The sequence below is a fragment of the Clostridium formicaceticum genome (assembly GCF_001854185.1).
GTDB classification, from domain to species: domain Bacteria; phylum Bacillota; class Clostridia; order Peptostreptococcales; family Natronincolaceae; genus Andreesenella; species Andreesenella formicacetica.
Genome location: NZ_CP017603.1, coordinates 527,217 through 548,584, shown reverse-complemented (window position 1 = coordinate 548,584; position 21,368 = coordinate 527,217). Strand labels below are relative to the sequence as shown.

Sequence of the window (21,368 nt, the reverse complement as noted above, 5' to 3'; positions counted from 1 at the left end):
CAGTTTCGCCCCAAAACTGTGGGCTGCAAATGTAGCCCTTAGTATATTAAAATTTAAGGGCGCACATCTATATAGATAACCAACTACAAAGCTTAACAAAATGCAGACCGTATGCATTTGCAGGAAATGACTACAATGTTCAATTCATGTAAGTGAAAAATCCATAAAGAAATTTGCATGTTTGAGCGGTAGCGAGTTTGCAAATTTTAGGATTTTTCACTGGAGTGAATTGCTAACATTGTTCATTTCTGAAACCGCAGGAAGGCATATTTTGTTAAGGTATAAAATTGGTTATCTATAAAATCGTAAACTTTTAGAAGTATATAAAAAGGTTGAAGCATTAATTATGCATGTAGTAGAATGATGATATATTTAATTATCAAATTTTTAACAATATTCAGAAGGGTGGTGTGGGGTATGCTAAAAAAGAAGAAGTAAAATGGTAGGGATAAAACATATTGACTAGGGGGATAAGCATGGGATTAAAAAAGAAGTTAACCATCAGCTATTTAGTAATTGTAGTATTATGTATAGGTATATTAGGGACTTTAGCTGTAAATAAATCTCAGAATGCATTGTACAAAGAAGTAGAAGAAAAAATCAGTATAGCCATTGAATCTACATACAATGTTTCCTATGAAAGAAATGATCTATTAACAAAACAAATGATTAGCATACTAAATACTACTGAAAAATTTCTGAGCAACTTGGGAGAAATAAGGATCTACGAGGAAGAATATGTGGAAGTAGAAGGATACAGGTTACCTAAAATGTACGCAGGAGATAAATTACTAACTTTAGACGAAACATTTGTTGATGAAATGTATGCTATGGTAAAAGGAACAACAACCATTTTTATACTTCACGACAATGAATTTGTTAGAATTAGTACGAATGTTAGGCATGATGACGGAAAAAGGGCTGTAGGCACTGCTATTAAAAGTGATTCTCCTGTTTATCAAAGAATTATGAAGGGTGAAAGATACTATGGAAGGGCAAACGTATTAGGGGAATGGTATGTTACAGGTTATCAGCCCCTGTATAGTCAAACAAATGACATAGTAGGTATGCTGTATGTAGGGGTACCAGAACTAGATATAACCTTTGAAAATATTATAAGTGATGTTTCTATAGGAAGTTCAGGGCATATATATATTATGGACTCCTCTGGAGAATTATTGTTTCATCCTACAAATAGGGGAGAGAACCTTTTAATGCACGACTTTGCTAAACAAATAGTAAATGAAAAAAATGGTCTAATAGAGTACGAATATGAAGGCGTAGAAAAAATCGCTACTTTTAGATATTTCGAACCTTGGGATTGGTATCTTGTCGCCACTGCAGACTATGATGATCTAAACAGCCAGTCTAGGGATTTGATGACGTATATTTTGCTGTTTGGTTTAATTCTATTTGTTATTATTTTAACACTTAGTGTTTTTGTGGCTCGGTCTATCGTAATACCTATTGCTTTAACAACTGGCTATGCAGTCAAAATAGCTGAGGGAAATTTAAGTGAAAATTTGCCAGCACATTTATTGGCTAGAAAAGATGAAATAGGCCAATTGTCTAATGCTTTTCAAAAAATTATAGATAACTTTAAAGTAACGCTTGAAAAAATTATAGAAACAGGAGGAACACTATCAGTTGCCTCCGAAAGCTTAACCCAAGCCAGTCAACAGTCAGGGTTGACCGCAGAAGAAGTAGCTAAAACTATAGAAGAAATTGCGAGAAGCAGCAGCCAACAGGCGCAGGATACAGAGAGTGCTGCTGTGAGGGTAGAAGAAATTGGGGATTTAGTAGAGAAAAATCAAAACTGTATGAAGGAACTAAATGTATCAACCAATGAGGTGATAAGATTAGAAGAAGAAGGATTTGTGACATTAAAAGAACTTATACAAAAAACAGAGATGAATAATAGAGCAACAGAAGAAATCTATCAAGTGATTCTTGGAGCAAATAAAAGCGCAGAGAAAATAGATATGGTTAGCCATATGATTCAAAACATTGCAGAACAAACAAATCTTTTAGCGCTAAACGCTGCTATTGAAGCTGCTAGGGCAGGAGAGTCAGGACGTGGATTTGCAGTGGTAGCAGAAGAAATTAGAAAATTAGCAGAGCAGTCCACTGAATTCACGATAGAAATAACTACGATTATCACAGATTTAACAAACAAAACAGAAAATGCTGTGCACACAGTGGAGGAGGTAGCTAGGCTAACACAGGCACAAACTGAAGAGGTTATGACGACAGAGAAAAAATTTGAAGGTATCGCTATGGCCATTGAGAAAACAAAGGATGTCATCACTGTATTAAACCAGTCGGGACAAGCTATGGAAGGAGCAAAAACTCAAATGATAGATCTTATCCAAAGTATGGCAGCAATTGCTGAAGAAAATGCCGCCAGTACAGAAGAAGTAGCAGCTGCCACTGAAGAACAGGCGGCTTCTGTACAGGAGGTAGCCAACGCCAGTAAAAATTTAGCAAACCTAGCTGAAGAGCTAAATCATCTTGTACTGAAATTTAAAGTTTAATTTTACAGAATTTACATAAAACAGCAAAACTATCTAGGTAAGATATTCGCCACCAATAGATAGTTTTGTTGTTTTGTTCTATATATAAAAGGCGTATTTGCCAAATAATAAGCAAATAGATTATACTATAAATAAGAAGTGTATCAAAAAAACATAGGAATAAGTCTCATTTTATTTTCTCTAGAAAGACGCATACTTACAACAGAAAAGGTTTTATAAATTTTAAGAAGAAGGAGAGATAGCATTGGAATTAGTTGTAATTGTTTTGAATAAAACAGAATATTTAACAGAGATTCTAGATGGATTTATGGAGGAAGGATTAAAAGGAGCGACGGTTATAGATAGTGCTGGCATGGGGCATATTATAGCAGATCACATTCCTTTTTTTGCACAGTTTGCAGATTTAGAAGAAGATAATAGGAATCATAGTAAGACGATTTTTACAGTTGTCCATTGTCAGCAGGACAGAGATAAGGCGGTTAAAGTGGTGGAGAAAACTTTGGGGGATATACAAAAAGCAGATACTGCATTTATTTTTTGCGTACCCGTGAGTTTTGTAAAGGGGATTACGTCTGGAGGATGTGGTGATAAATCATGAATACATCTTTGTACGTAGGCATTATTTTGCTAATAGGCTTGGTAGGAGGCAAGGTTGCATCAAAAATTAATTTACCTTCTGTCACAGGATATATTTTATTCGGTCTATTGTTGGGGCCATCTTTTACAAATATCATTACAAAGGAAACCATTAAGTCTATGCAATTTGTAAATGAAGTAGCCCTAGGAATATTGGCATTGTCTATTGGAGCAGAATTACATCGACTGGTTTTTAAAAAGTTCGGCAAAACATTATTTTTAGTATCTTTAGGCGATGAACTGATTACTTTTTCATTAGTAACGATCTTTACTTACTTATTAGGGCTACAGCTTCAGCTGGCTATTGTATTAGGGGTTTTAGCTATGACGGTCTCTCCTTCAGGGGTATTTTCTATTGTGAAAGAGTATGGAGCGAGAGGGGAGTTTACAAAAAATCTTCTGGCACTAGTTGCCATTGACAATCTTATCTGTATCTTTGTATTTGGTATTGTCATAGCAGTGTTACAAGGAATAGAAAGCATGCATTTAGGAGGAACTACCCTATTCATCCTCTTGACCATAGAAATTGCTCTAGCAATTATTTTGGGTGCTTTAGGGGGAGTATCTGTTTCTTATATGATGAATAAAAAACCAAATAATAATAAATTTTTAGTTTTTCTTCTGGGACTTATTTTGTTAAATATCGGCATTGCTAATCATTTTAATTTATCCGCTCTACTAATCAATATGGTAAAGGGAGCTACCATTGTAAATCTTACAAATAAAAAGCTTATTTTATCCTCTACGTTAGAAAGAATCGAATTACCTATATTTGTTTTGTTCTTAACCCTAGCAGGTGCAAAACTAGATTTATCTATAGTTGGTAGTGTTGGCATTGTAGGATTAGGGTATATAGGGGGAAGATTGTTGGGTAAGGTAGGCGGCAGCTTTATTTTCTCTAATTTTACATCTTTAAATATGCGTATAAGAAAAAATATCGGCATGGCTTTAACCCCACAAGCGGGAGTTGCTATCGGTTTAAGTATTATTGCTGAACAAAAATTACCTGCTTCAGGTGGAATTATTACTGGAATCTTGTTGACGGGTGTGATATTTTTCGAGATAGTCGGTCCCTTGCTGCTTAAACAGGCATTAAAAAATGCAGGAGAAATATAGATACTTTTTAATAAATTCAATATTCAATTTTTCACATGGAACACAAAAGTAGTTTTTACGCATGTCTATAGTAAAAGCTATTTTTGTGCTTTTATAATAAGAAAAAAAAATAGCATGATCGAAGTTGATTTGCTTATGGTATACTTATGTATGGATTTTATCATCTGGTGACGAAAAATTTAGTTTTTTTTCGTATATTTTAATGGGGAGGTGAGGGTGTGACTAAATTTCTCGATCTGTTTAAAAAGAAAAAGACGATTGAGGAACGGGTAAGGAGTATTCAGCAGGGAGATATAGATTCGAAGGAACAATTAATTCAAGAATACATTCCCTTCATTACCAAAGCCTTAAGTAATCAAGTACATAAATATATAGAGCTAGAAAATGATGACATTTTTAGTATTGGATTAATGGCTTTTAATGAAGCTATAGATAAATATGATGAAAAAAAAGGGAGTTTTTTAGCTTTTGCATCTCTTGTTATGAAAAGCAGAGTAATCGATCAATGGAGAAAAGAGCACAAGGCTTCTCAAAGAATAAGGACAATACAGCTTTTTAGTGAAAATAGGGAAGAAGTTCAAGAGGATGTAGCTGTAATAGAAGGATTTGAAAGTCAAGTTGAGTTGAAAATAGATATGGCGACATTAGTAGAGAGAATGAAAGACTTCGGCGTTTCTTTAGAAGACTTGATTAAAAGTGCTCCTAAACACAGAGATACGAAAAACACTGCCATCAAGATAGGAAGATATGTTTACGAGCATCAACTATTGAAAGAAAAATTTCTTAGGACGCAAAATTTACCTATAACACAAATAGTAAAAAACTTAGAAGTATCAAAGAAAGTAATCCAAAGAAATAGAAAATTTATTATTGCAGTGATATTTATATTAGATAGCAATTTGGATACCCTTAAACATTATCTTTCTATAGACGAAGGGAGTGAAATGGATGCAACATAAAGGTTGCGTTATGGAACTTAGAGAAGAAACAATGGTTGTTATGACAGAAAAGTGTAATTTTTACGAAATACAAAAAAGAAAAGATATACAAGAGGGCATGGAAGTTGAATTTTATGAAAAGGAAATTGTCCTTCATAAAAATCAATACCTTCGTACTTTTTCTTTGGTGGCAGCAGCTGTTCTTCTTTTGATCATAGCTTCTATCCATGGACTTAAGTCTTGGAATACAGCCAATCAATTAATGGCAGTAGTCACTATTGATATAAACCCCAGTATACAATTGGAAGTAAACAATAAAAACCGGGTTTTGAAGGCTGTTGCTGTGAATAAAGAGGCGGAGACATTATCTTTGGATGCCCTAGAGAAAAAGCCTTTTCAAGAAGCATTTCAACTGTTATTACTGGAGACGAGAGAAAAAGGATACGTTTTTAAAGAACAGGAGAACTATGTGTTAATAGCAACGGTCTTTTTACAGGAAGAGGAAATTCAGACAGAAAAATTCCGAAAAATGATTGAGGCTACAAAAGAAAAAGTAGAATTGGAGGCATTAAAACAAGGAGAAAAGATAGAAGTCATTACAATAGAAGCTACTGAAGATCTATTAATGACAGCACGAGAAGAAAAAACTTCTGTAGGAAAATTACAAGTTTATCAAAATTTTAAAGAATATAGCAATAGTAAAATTGATGTAGATACAACTGAGGAAAAGAAAGTTAAAGAGATGAAGGTTAAAGAATTAATACAGCTTCAAAATCAAGATGAAGAACAAGATAAGAAACAAAATAAAAAGCAGGAAGAAGAACAAAATGAAAAACAGGATGGAAAACTAAAGGAACATCCAATCTTTGACCAACATCCCGGCACTAAAAAAGAAGAAAAAGTCCCTCCAGCGGGACAAAAAGAAAAGCAAAAATTAACCCCCCCCACGAATGATCAGGAAGAAAAGGGAACTGTGATTAAGAAAAAAGAACACCCAGTATTTGAAGAACATCCTGGAGAAGGTAAAAAACCTGAAAAAACAAAAGAAAATAAGGGTAAAAACTCTAGAGACTAATTTTCTAGAGTTTTTTTGTCAGAGAGGTCATGTCTTAAAAGTAAAATCAGACTAACCAAATAGGCTTTAGATAGTGTATAATAATGCTGTAAGTTATTAACATCTATAGAAAGCGGGGGAAGGACATCAATGAATCAAAAAAACATTGGAAGTTTAGCGGTTGCAGCAGCAGTATTTATTTTTAGTATCAACTACGTTAGTATGAAGCTTTTATTAGAGCATCTACCAACTCTTACATTAATTTTTTTAAGATTCGCCATTGCTTCTATCTTTCTTACAGTTCTTGTTAAGATAAAATCAAAAAAAGGCAAACAGTTCCAGGAGATAAGGAAAGAAGATAAAAAATTAGTGATTATCACAGGATTTCTAGGAATTGCTGTCTATTATTTCTTTCAAGGTATGGCTCTAAACTATATAAGTGCATCTTTAGCATCTTTACTGGCTGCTATGATCCCGATTTTTACCCTGCTGACAAATACCATTCTGTATAAAAAAAGAATGGAACCCTTCTTGCTTGGAAGCATCTTAGCAGGTATATTTGGGGTGTTTCTTGTGCTGGATATCGATAGTACATCTTTAAATACATCAGATTTGATAGGTTGTATCTTGATGCTATGTTCAGTATTCAGCTGGATTGCTTATACCATCAAAACCTACGAACTTCAAAAAAAATATGATAGTACTTACTTATTAAGCAAACAATGTACGGCAGGAACACTACTTCTTTTTGTCATTGCCTTAATAGATATCCCGAAAGTTTTACCGATTTTTCAACAGGTAGAGATATTGCCTTCTTTGCTGCTCAACCTTGTCTTTGTAGGGGTAGTGTGTGCAGGCTTGGGCTATCTATTTTATATCTATGGCATGGAAAGGGTAGGTGTAGAGGTAGCATCTTTATACTTAAACCTTAGTCCGGCTATCACTGGTATAACAAGCTACTTTATTCTTCGTGAACCAATGACTAGAAACAAAGTACTGGGGATATTTATTGTGATTACGGCTTTATATGCAGTAGGTTTTCGAGATTGGATCAATAGTAAAAAAGTAAAGGTACAGTATCAGTAAGCTGGCTTCGGTATGTTGCAACATTAAAGAAGTAGGAAATAACACTATATTTTAAAAGAAAAACTAAGATAAAGGAATTGAAGCATCATGGTAAAAATACGAAGAGCAGAAGCTTTCGAGTCAGAGGCGCTAACCAATATTGCAGCAAGATCAGAGGCTTATTGGGGCTATGACTCAACCTTCATGAAAAACTTTAAACGCCTTTATAGAGTAACAGAGAAATTTATTATTGACAATCCTACCTATGCAATAGTGGAAGGGAAGGAAATAATAGGTTTTTATGGTATTTTGTCTACTGAAACTGAAACATCTTTAGAGTTTCTATATATTGAACCAACATTTATTGGAAAAGGCTATGGGAAGTTACTATGGACACATATGGTATCTATTTGTAGATGTCATGGTATTAAGGAGATTGCTTTAGTAACTAGTCCTCAAGCAAAAGAATTTTATAGCAAGATGGGGGCAAAATATATAGGAGATGTAGATTCAATTGTAGCTGAAAACAAAAAAGTGCCGAAGTTTATCTACAAAATAGAAAAGTAATGAAACTAAAGGAGAAGGTTTATGCGGTTATTCATAGGTATCGATTTACCTGATAAGATGAAGCAAAATCTCTTTCAACTTCAATCTGAGTTAAGAGGATATGGTATTAAGGGATCGTGGAAGTCTGTGGCAAATCTTCATATAACCTTAGAATTTTTAGGAGAACTAGAAACTGATGCCATTCCTGTCTTAACCAATAGCCTGATCAAAGTAGCAAGCAATCACAAACCTTTTAAGCTAAGTGTAAAGGGATTAGGCGCTTTTCCTTCATTTAAAAAACCTAATATTTTGTGGTCAGCCCTAGGGGAGAACTTAACCCAATTACATCATTTAAGGAATGAGCTGCATGCTGAGTTAATAAAAAGTGGCTATCGTTTAGAAGAGAGACCCTTCAAACCCCATATTACTTTGGCTTCTCGCCCTAAGCTGGAGGCTGTTAATTTAGGTGATTTTCATGCTAAGAAAATAGGAGAATTTACTGTTGAGGATGTTACTTTATTCGAGAGCAGACATATAAACGGGAAATTGACTTACATAGATATGTTTAGAGTGAATTTATATAAAACCTAAGTATCCTAGAAGACAAAGCAATGAAGTCAGAAAATAACAGTATTTAATAAAAGATGCTAAAAAGGTATATTATCAATAATAAAATCAAGTAGGGAGAAGTTGTTTTTTCAACTTCTCCCTACTTCCATTTATCAAATTATAATAATACAGGGAATAAAGTGCTAAACTAACTAAAGCATGAAAGATAAGGGTGAGAAGTTTTGTATTATACTAATTATTGTTATAATAATAGTAAGTGCTAGTGAAGGTTCCATCTATCCTGAAATTTAGAGGTGGAGTTACTACAAGCTAAAAGTGAAACAAGATAAATAGGAGGGATTCCATATGACCATATTAAAAAATGATTGGGGGCCTTTGTTGGAGGAGGAATTTCAAAAGCCTTATTACTTAAAATTAAGGGAGTTATTAATAGAAGAATACCGCACAAAAGTTATTTATCCTGATAAATACGATATCTATAACGCCTTGCATTTAACCCCCTATAATGATGTAAAGGTGGTCATCCTAGGACAAGATCCTTACCATGGCCCAGGACAAGCCCATGGACTGAGTTTTTCTGTAAAGCCGGGGGTGAAGTTGCCCCCCTCTTTGCAGAATATATTCAAAGAGTTACAGGAAGACTTAGGCTGCTTTATACCTAACAACGGTTATCTGATAGAATGGGCAAAACAAGGGGTGTTGATGTTAAATGCTGTTCTTACAGTGAGGAAAGGGGAACCGAATTCTCATAAAGGACTAGGTTGGGAAATCTTTACTGATAGGGTGATTGGCTTGTTGAATGAGAGAGAAAAACCTATAATATTTATTTTATGGGGGAAAAATGCACAGGAAAAGGAGGGGCTTATTACCTCTTCAAACCACTATATCATCAAGGCACCTCATCCTAGTCCTTTTTCCGCCAACAGGGGGTTCTTTGGAAGTAAGCCTTTTTCAAAAACTAACAATTTTTTAAGAAAAACAGGTAGTGAGGAAATCAACTGGCAAATTCCCAATTTATAATACAAAACAAAGCTTAGGCATAAGATGAGACTACAATTCAGGGGGAATTTTTACTTCCCTCGAATTGTAGTGGAATTTACTTGGAGGATGTAGTGCTCGATCTCCCACTTGAATAAGTAGGCAAGCCAAATTTTTGATTTGGTGGTAGTAACTTAGTTTGTTCACCTAGAATTGGACGTCTTAGCAATACACCGAAGGACAAAAGGAGAAGCCAATGAAGAAGCCAAAAAATATTAACGAAGCTTTAGATACAGAGAAAAACTTAGAGGTGCAAGGTAAACTTATTATCTGGTATGAAAAAAACCATCGGAAACTTCCTTGGAGGGAAACAACAAACCCTTATCACATATGGATTTCTGAAATTATGCTGCAACAAACAAGAGTAGACACTGTTATTGATTATTATAAGAGATTCATAGCTGAATTTCCCACGGTAAAAAAATTGGCGGACGCTGATGAGGAGCGGGTGCTGAAGGCATGGGAAGGCTTAGGCTATTATAGTAGAGCAAAGCATATTCACCAAACTGCTAAAATCATTGTTGAAAAATATCAGGGGGAAATGCCAAAGGATTATACGGAAATCCTTAAGCTGCCGGGAATAGGTCCCTATACTGCTGGAGCCATAGCTAGCATTGCTTTTCATCAGCCGATACCGGCTGTAGATGGAAATGTTATGAGAGTTTTTTCAAGAGTATTTCATATAAAAGAAGATATTACTCTAAACGCTACACAAAAAAAGATGCAACAAATTGCAGAAGCTGCAGTGTCTCATAAAAACCCTTCTTTCTTTAATCAAGGGCTGATGGAATTAGGTGCCCTCATATGTACTCCTACTTCTCCCAAATGTTTAATCTGCCCTCTTTATGCCTTATGCAAAGCAAAGGCCTTGGGGGTACAGGAGACATTGCCTATCAAAACAAAAAAGCTAAAACCAAAGGAAGTCATCATGGAGATGGCGCTGGTATATAAAGATGAAAAGATCCTTATTACAAAACGACCAAAGGGCAAACTTCTAGGGGATTTATGGGGATTACCTTCTGCGGAGAAGGAGAAAAATCTTCAAGGGGGAAAAAGCATTATTTTGGAATTAGAAGAAACCTATGGTATCAGGGTAAAGGATGCTAAGTATCTTTTAGAAAAGAATCATATTTTTACCCATATCAAATGGAAAATGCAATTATACGCAATGAATTTAGTAGAGGAAAAAACAGTAGATTATCCTGAAATAAGGTGGGTCTCCATCGATGAATTAAAACAACTCCCTCTTCCAACTGCCTTCAAAAAAATTATATGTTTCAATTGAGTAAATTGATAAAATTATAACAATATTATAATTTTATGATATAATATTGTCGTAGATCCCATGTATTTGCAGAAAATGACTATAATGTCCAATTCATGTAAGTGGAAAATCCGTAAAGAAATTTGCATGGTTGAGGGGTAGCTAGGATGCAAATTTTACAATTTTTCATTGGAATGAATTGCTAACATTGTTCATTTCTGAAACCGCAGAAGAGGGTATTTTGTTAAGGTATAAAATTAGTTATCTATAAAAAAATATAGTGTAAAAGAGTTTTCATGCGAAGGGGGAATGAAGATGAAAAGCTTATTTTTAGAGCAAGAAATGGAAAGTGTTATTACTGAGGCAGATGCAATGGATCAAAAAACATTAAAAACCTACATGCAAATGATCGGAAAGCCCAAAACAGTAGAGGAATTTTTAAAGAATCTCCAACAAGTCATAGAAAAGGGAAGTTCTCAGCAAATGATTTACTTAAAAATCATAGAAAAGATTAGATCGAAGGCGTTTTTTCCCTTTATCATGGATATAGTTAAAAACATAACAAACCCCATTCAAGTACAAACAATTTTTAAATCCACAACAGCTCTACCAGATGAAGCAGATAGGGTAGAAGAATATATCCCTGTTATTCTTGATGCTATCAAGAGAAATGTTGACACAGAGGTTATTTATCATGGAGTATGTCTTATTTATAGGATTATCAAAAAATATCCTAAATTAGAAGAAACAGTACAGGAAAATAAATTAATCTTAGACTATGAAGAATTAGAGAAAATTATTAAAAAATTTGACATTCTAGAAAAATGGGAAACAGAAGGTCATAGGGGCAAATCCAAGCCAGGTTACTTATCAAAACAAGAAGATTTTGTAAACTTTGCATTGGAATTTATAAGGTTTCAATAAAAAGCTCTACACCTACCTGAATAAAATCATCATAGTGAAACACAATAGTCTTTAGGAGGTGTAGTTTAATGACAGAAAAATATGTTTCAGCAACTTATAATACAGCTATTTTTGAATTTACCAACACCAATGTACGCCAAATCTTGGACCATATTCAAAAAGAAAAGCAACAGCATGGAGAAGACATTTTCAATTATATGCAAAGCCACGGTATGTATCAGCCTCAGTAAGGTTTCAATAAGTACATAAAAATAGCGGAGAAAATTTTCTCCGCTATTAGTCTTCTATAATGTTTTGGATTCTTACAATTACTTCTGTTAGTTCATTATATTTATCTTCACTTAATCTTGCATCATCCTTTGCGTTTTCAATTTTCTTTATAGATTCAATCAAATTAGCCTTCCAAATCTCCATGGTCATCCCTCCAAAAAAGATATTTTATTTGCATTATTAGCGTATCCTGATTTTAGTTTATTATGCGGGATTATTAAGAAGGACTAGACAGAATTTTTAAGACAAGGGTAATAGATGAGACCCTTCGCCATATGAAAAACGCTATTCTTTTTTTACAAGGATAGAAGACAAGTCTACTTCATAATATACTTCTTCAAACCATGCAACCTTTTCTTCATCATCATATAATATCACATTTTCAAGAAGAATATCTCTTTCTAAGCTAGCATCAGCAGGCTGATTGCTAAGGGAAAAAGCATAAAAATTGTTATCTTGTTTAGAAATACCTTCTCGGTTGTTGAGGACTTCTTCAAATCTAGAAGCGACACTGCCTTCTGGGGAAGTTTTATGATCTTCACTTAGGTTAGCGAGAAGAAATTCAAAATCCTCCTGAGGCATAGCTTTTGTTTCAAGAAAATCCCCATCAATGAAGCTGGTATGAATCACTTTCCCTGAGACATAATTTGTCAAGGTAGCTAGCTGTCTATTAAATTCCTCCAGCACTGCTTCTAGTTCATTTCCTTGATAGAGAAGACGTTTTTGGTTAGTAGAAAATTCTTCAAAAGTATCTTGCCCCCACGTTATGATTTTAGAATACCATTTTCCCTGAGGTCTATAGTCTATCCATAGGGTGCCTTGAGGCTTTGTGATAATATTTTGGGGATCATTGGATACTTCTATTAGTGTTAGCTGCTGTAGAGCTGTTCCAAATGTTTCTAATAAGGCTTGATGATCCTGCAGTCTTATGCTTTTGCCAAATACAGTGCCAGATGTTTCAGTAATTTGAAAGACAACTGTGGGTTCTTCAAAACGAAGGTGAAGGCCTGTGGGGGTAGAGGCCTCTGCATTTTTTACAATGCTTACTGTATGAATACGGAAGCTACCCATCGTAATAAGCGGAAGCAAAATTAATGCCGTAAGACCTGAGGCATACTGTTTTTTGTATCTTCCTATAGACCATTTATCAACAAGCCATATATACAGTAAGTAGCCAATAGAAGCAGCGATGGTAGCTGCTATTAGGCCAGTATAAAACCTAGGTGTATGTCGGGTATTGATAGGAGGCAAGGTCCACAGTAGCACTTTCCACAGAAGACTACGAAGGATAGATAACCCTAGGTAATATCCTAATAAAGCACTTCCACCTACAGCGATCATTTTATCAATTTTTAGCGTCATTGTTTTCCCTCCTAACTACTTCTAAAAGCTGTAACTGTGTTTCGTTAGATAATTGATAGTGGCGACGATTTTGCATAAACATGATGCCAGTATCCATGTCTACATGAACAGTAGCTTCACCGCCTCCTCTAAATTGAAGCAGTAGTTGTAAACCCTCTTGATAATTCATTGAAGGATACTTTTCTAAAGAAGAAGCTTCAGAAAGACCTGAAATAATAGTTCGATATTCTTCTTTCTGTAAGTTGTATTGATCAATTCTTAAAAGCCAGCTAGTGCTATATTCTTGTTTTTCATAAATCGTGACGGCTTGGATCCCCTCTAGATTCTCTATTTTATTTAAGGTATTATGATAAATACCATAAATGAAACCAAACCAAAGAAGAAAAACTACCATACCAGAGGCAATAAATCGAAGGATTTTTTTTCGTTGGAAAACTCGTTTATCGCTGGTAAGGTAACCTACCGCCATAGCAAGAAACATAGCTACCAATGCTGGTGTTATTAGCTCTACAATAAGGCCTAATACAGGATGACAAGGAAAATACCCCATCCCCCTTTGAAGGTGTCTGTACATAAAATCCTCTTGAGGCAACTTATTTCCAGAGAAAAAGATACCTAACATAAATTCTGCTAGCTTGTAGGGTAAAGCCATCATTGCTTTGGTTACGATAAAGCTGTCAGAGGTATAGTTAAGAGAAAACAAACCTAGTAAAAACCCTAAAGCACCATAAGCAAAAATTCGTCGAATGCCTTTGCGGTGGGCTTTGATTCTTTCTATCAATATCTCATCATCAATTTCAATAGATTTTTGCTGGAGTTGCAGAGAAGTATCCAATAGTGTATCTAATTTTTGTTGGCAATCATCACATGAATCGATATGTTCCTCCATTTTTAGCATTTCTTCAGGAGAAAGCTTTTCTTCTAAATAATCCTGCAATTGATGCTGACATGGGCAAGGCATTTATGATCCCTCCAATCCCTTGTAAATTTTTTCAAACTCATTTCTTGCGCGATAAATATTTACTTTGACAGTGTTTAACTTTAAGTCTGTAATTTCACTAATTTCTTGGTAAGATAAGTTTTGAATATCCCTTAGAACAATAAACATTCTATGCTTTTCACTGATTTTCATCAAAGTTTCTTTTATTTGTTGGTGGGCCTCGTTGTTTAAGAGACAGTTTTCCGGGTTAGAGGTCTCATCAATCAAGGGATTTTCTAATAAAGCTATTTCCTCTACCAATACCTCTTTTTTGGCTTTTCTTTTGTATTCTAAAAAGGTATTTTTAGCGATACGATAAATCCAAGTTTTTAAGCTGGAGCGACCTTCAAATTTATCAATATTTAAGTATACTTTTAAAAACACATCTTGACAGATTTCTTCTGCCTCAGTGTTGTTTTTTGAGAGGTAGTATATATAAGAAAAAATAGGCTGTTTATATTTTTGATACAGCAGTGTAAAGTCCCTATCCAATCATATCGATCCCTTCTATTTCGCTGGCCAGCAAAAGCAATTCCTTAGTATAGACTGAAAGGAATAAAATATGTTACAAAAAGTATAAAATTGTTTTTTTGACCATATTCACAATAACATAGAAGCTTTGTAAAATCTTTAAAAAATAAGGAAAAAGTTTTTGTAGCAAAAAACACCAATAGTTATATTCTAGATAGAATAGCAATAGGATACTAGGGTAAAAAGAAAGATAATATTAATACCCTGCCAGTAATTTTAGTGAAGGAGAGAAGATAAGCGATGAATAGAAGCAGTGGAATTTTAATGCATATCACTTCCTTACCAAGCCCCTATGGTATAGGAAGTCTTGGAAGGGAAGCCTATGAATTTATTGACTTCTTAGAAGCAGCAGGACAAAAGTTTTGGCAAGTATTGCCCATAACCCCCATTGGTTATGGGGATTCCCCCTATCAATCTCTCTCCACTTTTGCAGGCAATCCCCTGCTTATCGACTTAAACCTATTAAGGGAGGAGGGGTGGTTAAGAACGCAGGATTTTGAGGGAATAGACTTTGGAAGTAATAAAGAAAAAGTAGATTATGATAAGATTTTTCAAAATAAGCTACCACTTTTAAGAAAGGTTTTTTTTAGGGGAAAGGAAAAATACAAAGATAAGATAGCAGATTTTAGACAAAAACATCAAGGATGGCTAGAAGATTATGGTTTATATATGGCGCTGAAATTTCATTTCAATCTAAAGGCATGGTATCAATGGGAAGAAGGAATTAAGCTAAGAAGAGAAAGTGCTATAGCTGGTTATAAAAAAAAGTTAAAGGGAGAAATGGATTATTGGATTTTTCTACAATACTTATTTTATCATCAGTGGGAAGCATTAAAAAAATATGCAAATAGCAAAGGTATCAAGATGATAGGAGATCTTCCTATTTATGTCGCAGAGGATAGCGTAGATACATGGGCAAGTAGTGAAATTTTTTTACTGGATGCTAAGAAAAAACCTCTTCAAGTTGCAGGATGTCCTCCAGATGCTTTTTCAAAATCAGGACAATTATGGGGAAATCCATTGTACAGATGGGAGGTTTTAGAAAAAAGAGGTTTTGACTGGTGGATAGAGAGAATTGCAGGTAGTAGAAGGTTATATGATGTGATAAGATTAGATCACTTTAGGGGTTTAGAATCTTTTTGGGCAGTTCCCTATGGAGAGAAAACTGCTGAAGGAGGGACTTGGATGAAGGGGCCTGGCATGAAACTACTCAAAGCTATTAAAGAAAAACTAGGTAAGGTGGATGTGATAGTAGAGGATTTAGGCTTTCTAACATCGGAGGTGATCGCCTTAAGAGAGGAAAGTGGTTATCCTGGTATGAAGGTGTTACAATTTGCCTTTGATCCTGGAGAAGAAAGCATTTACCTTCCCCATAACTATGTAAAGAATTGTGTTGTCTACACAGGAACCCACGATAATGATACAGTTATGGGTTGGAGGCAAAGTGAAAATCAAAAAAATATAAAATTTGCTAGACAATATCTAAAACTTGATGAAGAAGAGGGATACCACTGGGGTTTTATACGGGGGGCTTGGAGCTCTGTTGCAAATTTAGCTGTAGCTCCATTACAGGATTTCATAGGCTTAAGCAGTGAAGGACGAATGAATATCCCCTCCACTGTTGGAGGTAATTGGCGATGGAGGGTAAAAAAGGAATACTTAACTGAGGAATTAAGCAAAAAAATTTATGCTATAACAAAGCTGTACTATAGGTAAGTATTAGCCTTTAATATGCTGCTTGCCGGACTTTTTGAGAAGGCTTATCATCAGCAGCATAATTGGAAAAACAATTTGAAAAGGGATAGAGTAATAGGGCCATATCTCTACTGCCCACAGCAGCATCTCAGGGGCATTATTATAGATCCACAGAGATAATCCTGTCAGAATCACGCCAATAGGATAAACAAAGACTCTATGGTCTTTGGATTTGGTTAGTTGTGCAAGACCTATGACAACCGCTAGATAACAAACACAAACCTTTGCTCCACCTCCCATGAAGAACATAACGCCAATTAAAGGATCTAAGTTCAAAAATTCTATTCGTTTTGCGGTTAAATGGGGAGGGAATACCTGTCTGGCTATACCTGCCTCCCCTAAAATCAAAATGTCCCTAAAAATTGCCATCAGCAGCAACCCTCCCGCTAATAAAAAAGAAAGAAGAAAGGACTTTTTTATTTTATTTTGGTGATTTACATAGGGAAAAATCATCAAAAAAATAACGGTTTCTCCAAAGGGAAAGGCGAGCACAGCAAAGGAAGCACTTAAAACCGGTGCAAAACCACCGCCTAAAAAAGGGCGCAAGTTTTCAAATTTCATATGAGGTAACAGGAATAAAGTAATTGCTAATTGGAATAAGAAAACAAAGGGAACAACTAATTCTGCAGTACGACCAGTAACCTCCAGTCCACTTTTTACAGAATAGCCTACTGCAATAATATAAAGTAGGATCATAAACCATAAAGGTGTTTCGGGAATATTAACTGTGATAGCATATTCAGCAAAATTCCTTAGCACTAAAGTACCCAAATGCAAAAAGTACCATAAGTACAGGAGAGACAAAATATTTCCCATCCATTTGCCTAAAAGAATCTGATGGATTTCTATCATGGTTTTATGGGGATGTCTTTGATAAAGCAGTAGATACATGCTAAAAAGACATAATCCCCCTAACCAGCCTATGATGTAGGCAAGCCAGGCATTTTGATGGGCGCTGCTGCCAGGAATCATAATAACCGTACTCCCCAGTATAAAACCCATAAGGAGAATAGAGAACTGAACTGCTGATATTTGTGTTTCTTTTATCATAATAAATCCTCCCCAAGGATAAATCCTACGACTCTCGCTATTAGCACAGCAGGAGAAGTGACTGGAATATCTTGAATAACAATATAGTTAATAGCAATACCAATGAAAATTAAGACAATGTAGGCAATGACAGCTTTTTTTTCAGTATGTTCCAATAAAAAAGGCAAATCAAATATCGTCAACAGTAGAAGGATAAAAATGACGAAAAAAACCATGCTTAAACACTCCTTAATTACTTTTAGAAGGATTAAGGATTTGACCTGATCCCTTCACTTTTGCCTGGACTTTAATTTCAACAGGGCAGGTTTGAAAAATAGTGTCCCAATCTTCTTCTATTTCTTTCCAAATATGTGGATATTTTTTGTAAACAAGCTCGCCAAAACCAAAAAAATCTATACCCAGCACATTTTGAGCTATATAAAATGCATCATGAATTTCCTGATAAATAAGCGCTTCTTTTTGTTTTTCTAAAAAAGCAATTCCCTCAGCATTTGTATGATCTTTTGGATTTTGTTGGCCACCGATATTGCCTTCCTCCTCCACCTCAATGATTAAGTGGAAGTTGTCCTCTATAAGTTTCACATCCATTTTAGAATGGGTACGCAGAATTTCCATAGAAATCAGCTCATCTTGCTTTCCTTTGGGAGGCACAACTAAGATCCCTCCTCTTACTTCCCCTATTACCCAGAGATACCCTCTGGTTTCCTGGGAATTTAAAAAACCTGCTAATCTATCCTGTTGGAAAACAGCTACACCGTCAAGGCGAAGATCTTTGATGAAATTAGGTTGTTGGACTGCTTTTTTCGATATTGTAGGCAAAACCAAATGATTTGCAGGACTGTTAAATTCCTCAAAAACCTGAAATAAAAGCAATCTTCTAGAAGTTCCTATATATTCGGTATTTTGAATCATATCCACAATATGGACAGCTGGTATAAGCTCCATAATACTTCCGGTTTCCAATAGCTCTTTTGCCGACATGTCCTTTGTAACAATAGCAAGAGCCTGCGTTCTAAATTCATGATCTCTTTCTAAAAAATCAATAACATGCTGTATTCCTTTTTTAGCAACGCTTTCTCCAAAGACCACCAACTGTATATGACCAACATAGGTTTTGTTACTAGAGACCAAGTTGATTTTTCTTAGGGCCTCAAAGAGTGTCAGACCGGTTTCGGTATAGGTAACAACAGCATTTTTTTCAGTAATATCTTCACTTAGCATTCTAGGAATCACCATCTGTACGGTGACTTCGATCTTTTCCTCTTCTGTTATATCAATGCCCATGGCAACAGCGATGCCTAGGTCATTTATTTCCCGCTGATTCCAACAGCCCGTGAGAAACAAGAGGCCTGTTGCAAAAATAATGATCATACTTATTTTTTTCACTGAGGCCTACACCCCTTTACATGATGTCATTTTGCATTTTTTTTTATAAAAATACTCCAAAGAGGAGCTCGAATATAAGCATCTTGAAAGTTTTTATAATAAGTAGGCGTTAAAGCATACAGATACTCCATACCAAAGGATCTTAAGTTGCATAGATAAATAAAGATCATAGTAATGCCAAAAACAATACCATAGAAGCCGACAATACTAGCGAATACCAACAAGAGAACTCTTGATAATAGAATGGCTTCATCCAGAGCAGGAACCACGAATCCTGCAATAGCAGTCAGAGCCACCACAATCACCATTAAGGGACTGGCTATTCCTGCCTCCACGGTGGCTTGCCCCAGTACAATGGCCCCTACAATGCTGATGGCTTCACCTACTGGTTTAGGCATACGAATTCCTGCCTCTTTAATCAACTCAAAGATGATGATCATCATGACGGCCTCCGTAAAAGAAGAAAACGGAATACCATCTCTTGCAGAAGCAACAGATAAAAAAAGTTTAAAGGGTATGATTTCTTGATGAAATGTTTGCACTGCCACATAGACCGCTGGCAGCGTTGTTGTGATAAATAAGGCAAAAAAACGTAAAATCCTAAGGATAGAGGCATAAGTCCAGCGTGTATAATAGTCTTCCCCTGTCTGCAGATGTTCAATAAAAAGATGTGGAATAGTTAGGGCAAAAGGGGTACCATCGCATAATATGGCAATTCTGCCTTCTAAAATTTTTCCCACAACGACATCTGGTTTTTCAGTATTGCCTATGGTGGGGAAGGGTGACAGCGGTTGGTCTTCTATAAACTCTTCTATATACCCAGATTCTAAAACCGCATCTATATTCATTCTCTCTATGCGTTCCTTCAACTCTTTTAAAATCTTCTCGTCTGCCAAGCCTTCTATATAACAAATAGCCAACTCTGTATTGGAGTAAATACCACGGGTGATAAATTCAAACTTTAACTTTGTGTTTTTTACTTTTCTACGAATCAATGTAATATTGGTATACAGATCTTCATTAAAGCCTTCCCTAGGGCCTCTTACCACAGCTTCCGCTGAAGGCTCTGCCACACTTCTTGTTTCCCAATTCTGTGAAGGAACCACAATGGCAGTAGGAGAATCTTCGATAAATACGATGGCTGATCCCTTCAATAGTTGAAAAACAGCTTCATCCAGCATCTTCACTGTAAAGGAATTAACAGAGGTAATCACTTGGGCTATTAGCGTATCAGCTATGGTTTTAGAGGTGATATAATGTAGCTGCTGTGTAATATCTTCCTTCATTAAGGGCTTTAATACATTGATTTCTATAGAATTCATATGTACTAAACCATCAATATACGCGATAAAGGCTTTGTGATTTCTATAGGTTTTGATCTTAAAGGGTCTAATCACCAGGCCCTCATTATTATAAAAAAATTCTTTAAGGCGATTTTCAATGCCTTCCATGGTGGAAGGAAGCTTTTCCTTCGTTGCTGGAGGATGTTCAGGCGAAAGATGACGGTTTACAGGAGAGTATTTTAAGTATTTTAATAGACGAATCATGCTTCTAAACACAGCCAATCACCTCCCACTAAGTCTCATTTTATTTTGCATCCAATGATTGATTTTATAACCTACTTTTCAATTTTTATCAGAAGAAATTGTTTTTGCAAATAACTTGTGATTGTTTTCTATAATTTCTTTAAAACCCATTTTTAACAAATAGTTTTTATGCTTTTCATTCAGTGGATGACTATAGAATCGCCGATATCCTAGATTCAAAAAATAGTCTTTTTGATCTTCATAGATATACTTTCCAATTTTAAAATCTCTATACTCAGGGATCACAAAGTCCAACTGTACCATAAGAGCATCTTCACCATATTTCTCACCAAAAAAAATCCCTGCAGGTACCAAATTTCTAAGGACATAAAAACCTACACTGTTTTTATCTATCTTAAGGGTAGAGGGTGAAAAATACTTTTCAATGTCTTCTTGATAAAAACACAAAAAATATTGAAGGTATTCAGAATCTGGGTTGATGGAAAGTATTCTGAAATACTCCTTTGTTTTATAAATTTTCGCTAGATGATAAACATTAATGATGGCAATACATAAATTTACAAAGCCCACCGGTAGAGCGCCTATAAGAAAACCATAAAGAGAAAATAAAATAGAACCCACTAAATTAATCCACCTTAATTTTGCAATAGAACTCATCAGCAAAGAAATTAAAATTAAAATAGAGGCTAAATAGCCTACCCACTCCGCCCAGTTACTATTTAACATAAAATTTTCCTCCCATCCTATTTTGCGTAATTTCTTTATTATTATAATCCTTAATACTTTAATAAAAAATATTTTTT

General features: G+C 35.2%; 22 protein-coding genes. 13 read left to right on the top strand and 9 right to left on the bottom strand.

The window, feature by feature from the left end:
• Positions 1-476 precede the first annotated feature (476 nt).
• The 12 genes from BJL90_RS02435 to BJL90_RS02380 all read left to right on the top strand — a co-directional run bounded on the left by BJL90_RS02435 (position 477) and on the right by BJL90_RS02380 (position 11,915).
• Positions 477-2,534, top strand: a complete 2,058-nt coding sequence (locus BJL90_RS02435) for a methyl-accepting chemotaxis protein (RefSeq protein ID WP_070963962.1) — start codon at positions 477-479, stop codon at positions 2,532-2,534.
• A gap of 244 nt (positions 2,535-2,778) precedes the next feature.
• Positions 2,779-3,132 carry a hypothetical protein gene (locus tag BJL90_RS02430; protein ID WP_070963960.1) on the top strand — a complete coding sequence of 118 codons (354 nt, stop codon included), beginning with the start codon at positions 2,779-2,781 and terminating at the stop codon, positions 3,130-3,132.
• Positions 3,129-4,286 (top strand): cation:proton antiporter, encoded by a 1,158-nt coding sequence (locus tag BJL90_RS02425; RefSeq protein ID WP_070963958.1) that lies wholly within the window; start codon positions 3,129-3,131, stop codon positions 4,284-4,286. The genes BJL90_RS02430 and BJL90_RS02425 overlap by 4 nt, the downstream gene beginning before the upstream one ends.
• 218 nt (positions 4,287-4,504) lie before the next feature.
• Entirely contained in the window at positions 4,505-5,245 is a 741-nt protein-coding gene (sigI, locus tag BJL90_RS02420; RefSeq protein ID WP_070963957.1) for an RNA polymerase sigma-I factor, read from the top strand.
• Positions 5,235-6,299 (top strand): anti-sigma factor domain-containing protein, encoded by a 1,065-nt coding sequence (locus tag BJL90_RS02415; protein WP_070963955.1) that lies wholly within the window; start codon positions 5,235-5,237, stop codon positions 6,297-6,299. The genes sigI and BJL90_RS02415 overlap by 11 nt, the downstream gene beginning before the upstream one ends.
• Before the next feature lie 129 nt (positions 6,300-6,428).
• Positions 6,429-7,364 (top strand): DMT family transporter, encoded by a 936-nt coding sequence (locus BJL90_RS02410; protein ID WP_070963953.1) that lies wholly within the window; start codon positions 6,429-6,431, stop codon positions 7,362-7,364.
• An 87-nt stretch (positions 7,365-7,451) separates the two neighbouring features.
• On the top strand, positions 7,452-7,910 hold the full coding sequence (locus BJL90_RS02405) for a GNAT family N-acetyltransferase (protein ID WP_070963951.1): 459 nt from the start codon (positions 7,452-7,454) through the stop codon (positions 7,908-7,910).
• A gap of 21 nt (positions 7,911-7,931) precedes the next feature.
• The gene (thpR, locus tag BJL90_RS02400; protein ID WP_070963950.1) at positions 7,932-8,480 is read left to right on the top strand and encodes an RNA 2',3'-cyclic phosphodiesterase; all 549 of its coding nucleotides are present in this window, start codon (positions 7,932-7,934) and stop codon (positions 8,478-8,480) included.
• Positions 8,481-8,804: 324 nt separating this feature from the next.
• The gene (locus BJL90_RS02395; RefSeq protein WP_070963948.1) at positions 8,805-9,479 is read left to right on the top strand and encodes a uracil-DNA glycosylase; all 675 of its coding nucleotides are present in this window, start codon (positions 8,805-8,807) and stop codon (positions 9,477-9,479) included.
• A 214-nt stretch (positions 9,480-9,693) separates the two neighbouring features.
• Positions 9,694-10,782 (top strand): A/G-specific adenine glycosylase, encoded by a 1,089-nt coding sequence (mutY, locus tag BJL90_RS02390; protein WP_070963946.1) that lies wholly within the window; start codon positions 9,694-9,696, stop codon positions 10,780-10,782.
• Between the two features lie 294 nt (positions 10,783-11,076).
• Entirely contained in the window at positions 11,077-11,685 is a 609-nt protein-coding gene (locus tag BJL90_RS02385; protein ID WP_070963944.1) for a hypothetical protein, read from the top strand.
• Positions 11,686-11,753: 68 nt separating this feature from the next.
• Positions 11,754-11,915: a spore coat protein gene (locus tag BJL90_RS02380; protein WP_081562192.1), complete on the top strand. Its 162-nt coding sequence runs from the start codon at positions 11,754-11,756 to the stop codon at positions 11,913-11,915.
• A 46-nt stretch (positions 11,916-11,961) separates the two neighbouring features.
• On the opposite strand, the gene BJL90_RS21775 is transcribed toward BJL90_RS02380, so the two are convergent.
• The 4 genes from BJL90_RS21775 to BJL90_RS02365 all read right to left on the bottom strand — a co-directional run bounded on the left by BJL90_RS21775 (position 11,962) and on the right by BJL90_RS02365 (position 14,788).
• Entirely contained in the window at positions 11,962-12,099 is a 138-nt protein-coding gene (locus BJL90_RS21775) for a hypothetical protein (protein WP_156778691.1), read from the bottom strand.
• Positions 12,100-12,240: 141 nt separating this feature from the next.
• Entirely contained in the window at positions 12,241-13,317 is a 1,077-nt protein-coding gene (locus tag BJL90_RS02375; RefSeq protein ID WP_070963942.1) for a hypothetical protein, read from the bottom strand.
• Positions 13,301-14,278 (bottom strand): anti-sigma factor family protein, encoded by a 978-nt coding sequence (locus tag BJL90_RS02370; RefSeq protein WP_070963940.1) that lies wholly within the window; start codon positions 14,276-14,278, stop codon positions 13,301-13,303. Before BJL90_RS02370 ends, BJL90_RS02375 begins: the two co-directional genes overlap by 17 nt.
• Positions 14,279-14,788 (bottom strand): RNA polymerase sigma factor, encoded by a 510-nt coding sequence (locus BJL90_RS02365; RefSeq protein ID WP_070963938.1) that lies wholly within the window; start codon positions 14,786-14,788, stop codon positions 14,279-14,281.
• Positions 14,789-15,067: 279 nt separating this feature from the next.
• On the opposite strand from BJL90_RS02365, the gene malQ reads away from it, so the two are divergent.
• Positions 15,068-16,543, top strand: a complete 1,476-nt coding sequence (gene malQ / locus BJL90_RS02360) for a 4-alpha-glucanotransferase (protein ID WP_070963936.1) — start codon at positions 15,068-15,070, stop codon at positions 16,541-16,543.
• Positions 16,544-16,546: 3 nt separating this feature from the next.
• On the opposite strand, the gene BJL90_RS02355 is transcribed toward malQ, so the two are convergent.
• From BJL90_RS02355 to BJL90_RS02335, 5 genes are all read right to left on the bottom strand, one after another.
• Positions 16,547-17,632, bottom strand: coding sequence for a GerAB/ArcD/ProY family transporter (locus tag BJL90_RS02355; RefSeq protein ID WP_070963934.1), 1,086 nt, complete (start codon positions 17,630-17,632; stop codon positions 16,547-16,549).
• Positions 17,629-17,847 carry a hypothetical protein gene (locus BJL90_RS02350; RefSeq protein WP_070963932.1) on the bottom strand — a complete coding sequence of 73 codons (219 nt, stop codon included), beginning with the start codon at positions 17,845-17,847 and terminating at the stop codon, positions 17,629-17,631. The genes BJL90_RS02355 and BJL90_RS02350 overlap by 4 nt, the downstream gene beginning before the upstream one ends.
• Before the next feature lie 13 nt (positions 17,848-17,860).
• Positions 17,861-19,018 (bottom strand): Ger(x)C family spore germination protein, encoded by a 1,158-nt coding sequence (locus BJL90_RS02345; protein ID WP_070963930.1) that lies wholly within the window; start codon positions 19,016-19,018, stop codon positions 17,861-17,863.
• A gap of 26 nt (positions 19,019-19,044) precedes the next feature.
• Positions 19,045-20,577, bottom strand: coding sequence for a spore germination protein (locus tag BJL90_RS02340; RefSeq protein WP_081562191.1), 1,533 nt, complete (start codon positions 20,575-20,577; stop codon positions 19,045-19,047).
• A 66-nt stretch (positions 20,578-20,643) separates the two neighbouring features.
• A complete protein-coding gene (locus BJL90_RS02335) occupies positions 20,644-21,291 on the bottom strand; it encodes a YgjV family protein (protein WP_070963928.1) in 648 nt (215 codons plus the stop codon).
• Positions 21,292-21,368: the final 77 nt, after the last annotated feature.

Bases quoted from the DNA above. Each gene is read 5' to 3' on its own strand.
- BJL90_RS02435 (WP_070963962.1), top strand. From the start codon at position 477: ATGGGATTAAAAAAGAAGTTAACCATCAGCTATTTAGTAATTGTAGTA.
- BJL90_RS02425 (WP_070963958.1), top strand. From the start codon at position 3,129: ATGAATACATCTTTGTACGTAGGCATTATTTTGCTAATAGGCTTGGTA.
- BJL90_RS02415 (WP_070963955.1), top strand. From the start codon at position 5,235: ATGCAACATAAAGGTTGCGTTATGGAACTTAGAGAAGAAACAATGGTT.
- BJL90_RS02410 (WP_070963953.1), top strand. From the start codon at position 6,429: ATGAATCAAAAAAACATTGGAAGTTTAGCGGTTGCAGCAGCAGTATTT.
- BJL90_RS02405 (WP_070963951.1), top strand. From the start codon at position 7,452: ATGGTAAAAATACGAAGAGCAGAAGCTTTCGAGTCAGAGGCGCTAACC.
- thpR (WP_070963950.1), top strand. From the start codon at position 7,932: ATGCGGTTATTCATAGGTATCGATTTACCTGATAAGATGAAGCAAAAT.
- BJL90_RS02395 (WP_070963948.1), top strand. From the start codon at position 8,805: ATGACCATATTAAAAAATGATTGGGGGCCTTTGTTGGAGGAGGAATTT.
- mutY (WP_070963946.1), top strand. From the start codon at position 9,694: ATGAAGAAGCCAAAAAATATTAACGAAGCTTTAGATACAGAGAAAAAC.
- BJL90_RS02385 (WP_070963944.1), top strand. From the start codon at position 11,077: ATGAAAAGCTTATTTTTAGAGCAAGAAATGGAAAGTGTTATTACTGAG.
- BJL90_RS02380 (WP_081562192.1), top strand. From the start codon at position 11,754: ATGACAGAAAAATATGTTTCAGCAACTTATAATACAGCTATTTTTGAA.
- BJL90_RS21775 (WP_156778691.1), bottom strand. From the start codon at position 12,099: ATGGAGATTTGGAAGGCTAATTTGATTGAATCTATAAAGAAAATTGAA.
- BJL90_RS02375 (WP_070963942.1), bottom strand. From the start codon at position 13,317: ATGACGCTAAAAATTGATAAAATGATCGCTGTAGGTGGAAGTGCTTTA.
- BJL90_RS02370 (WP_070963940.1), bottom strand. From the start codon at position 14,278: ATGCCTTGCCCATGTCAGCATCAATTGCAGGATTATTTAGAAGAAAAG.
- malQ (WP_070963936.1), top strand. From the start codon at position 15,068: ATGAATAGAAGCAGTGGAATTTTAATGCATATCACTTCCTTACCAAGC.
- BJL90_RS02355 (WP_070963934.1), bottom strand. From the start codon at position 17,632: ATGATAAAAGAAACACAAATATCAGCAGTTCAGTTCTCTATTCTCCTT.
- BJL90_RS02350 (WP_070963932.1), bottom strand. From the start codon at position 17,847: ATGGTTTTTTTCGTCATTTTTATCCTTCTACTGTTGACGATATTTGAT.
- BJL90_RS02335 (WP_070963928.1), bottom strand. From the start codon at position 21,291: ATGTTAAATAGTAACTGGGCGGAGTGGGTAGGCTATTTAGCCTCTATT.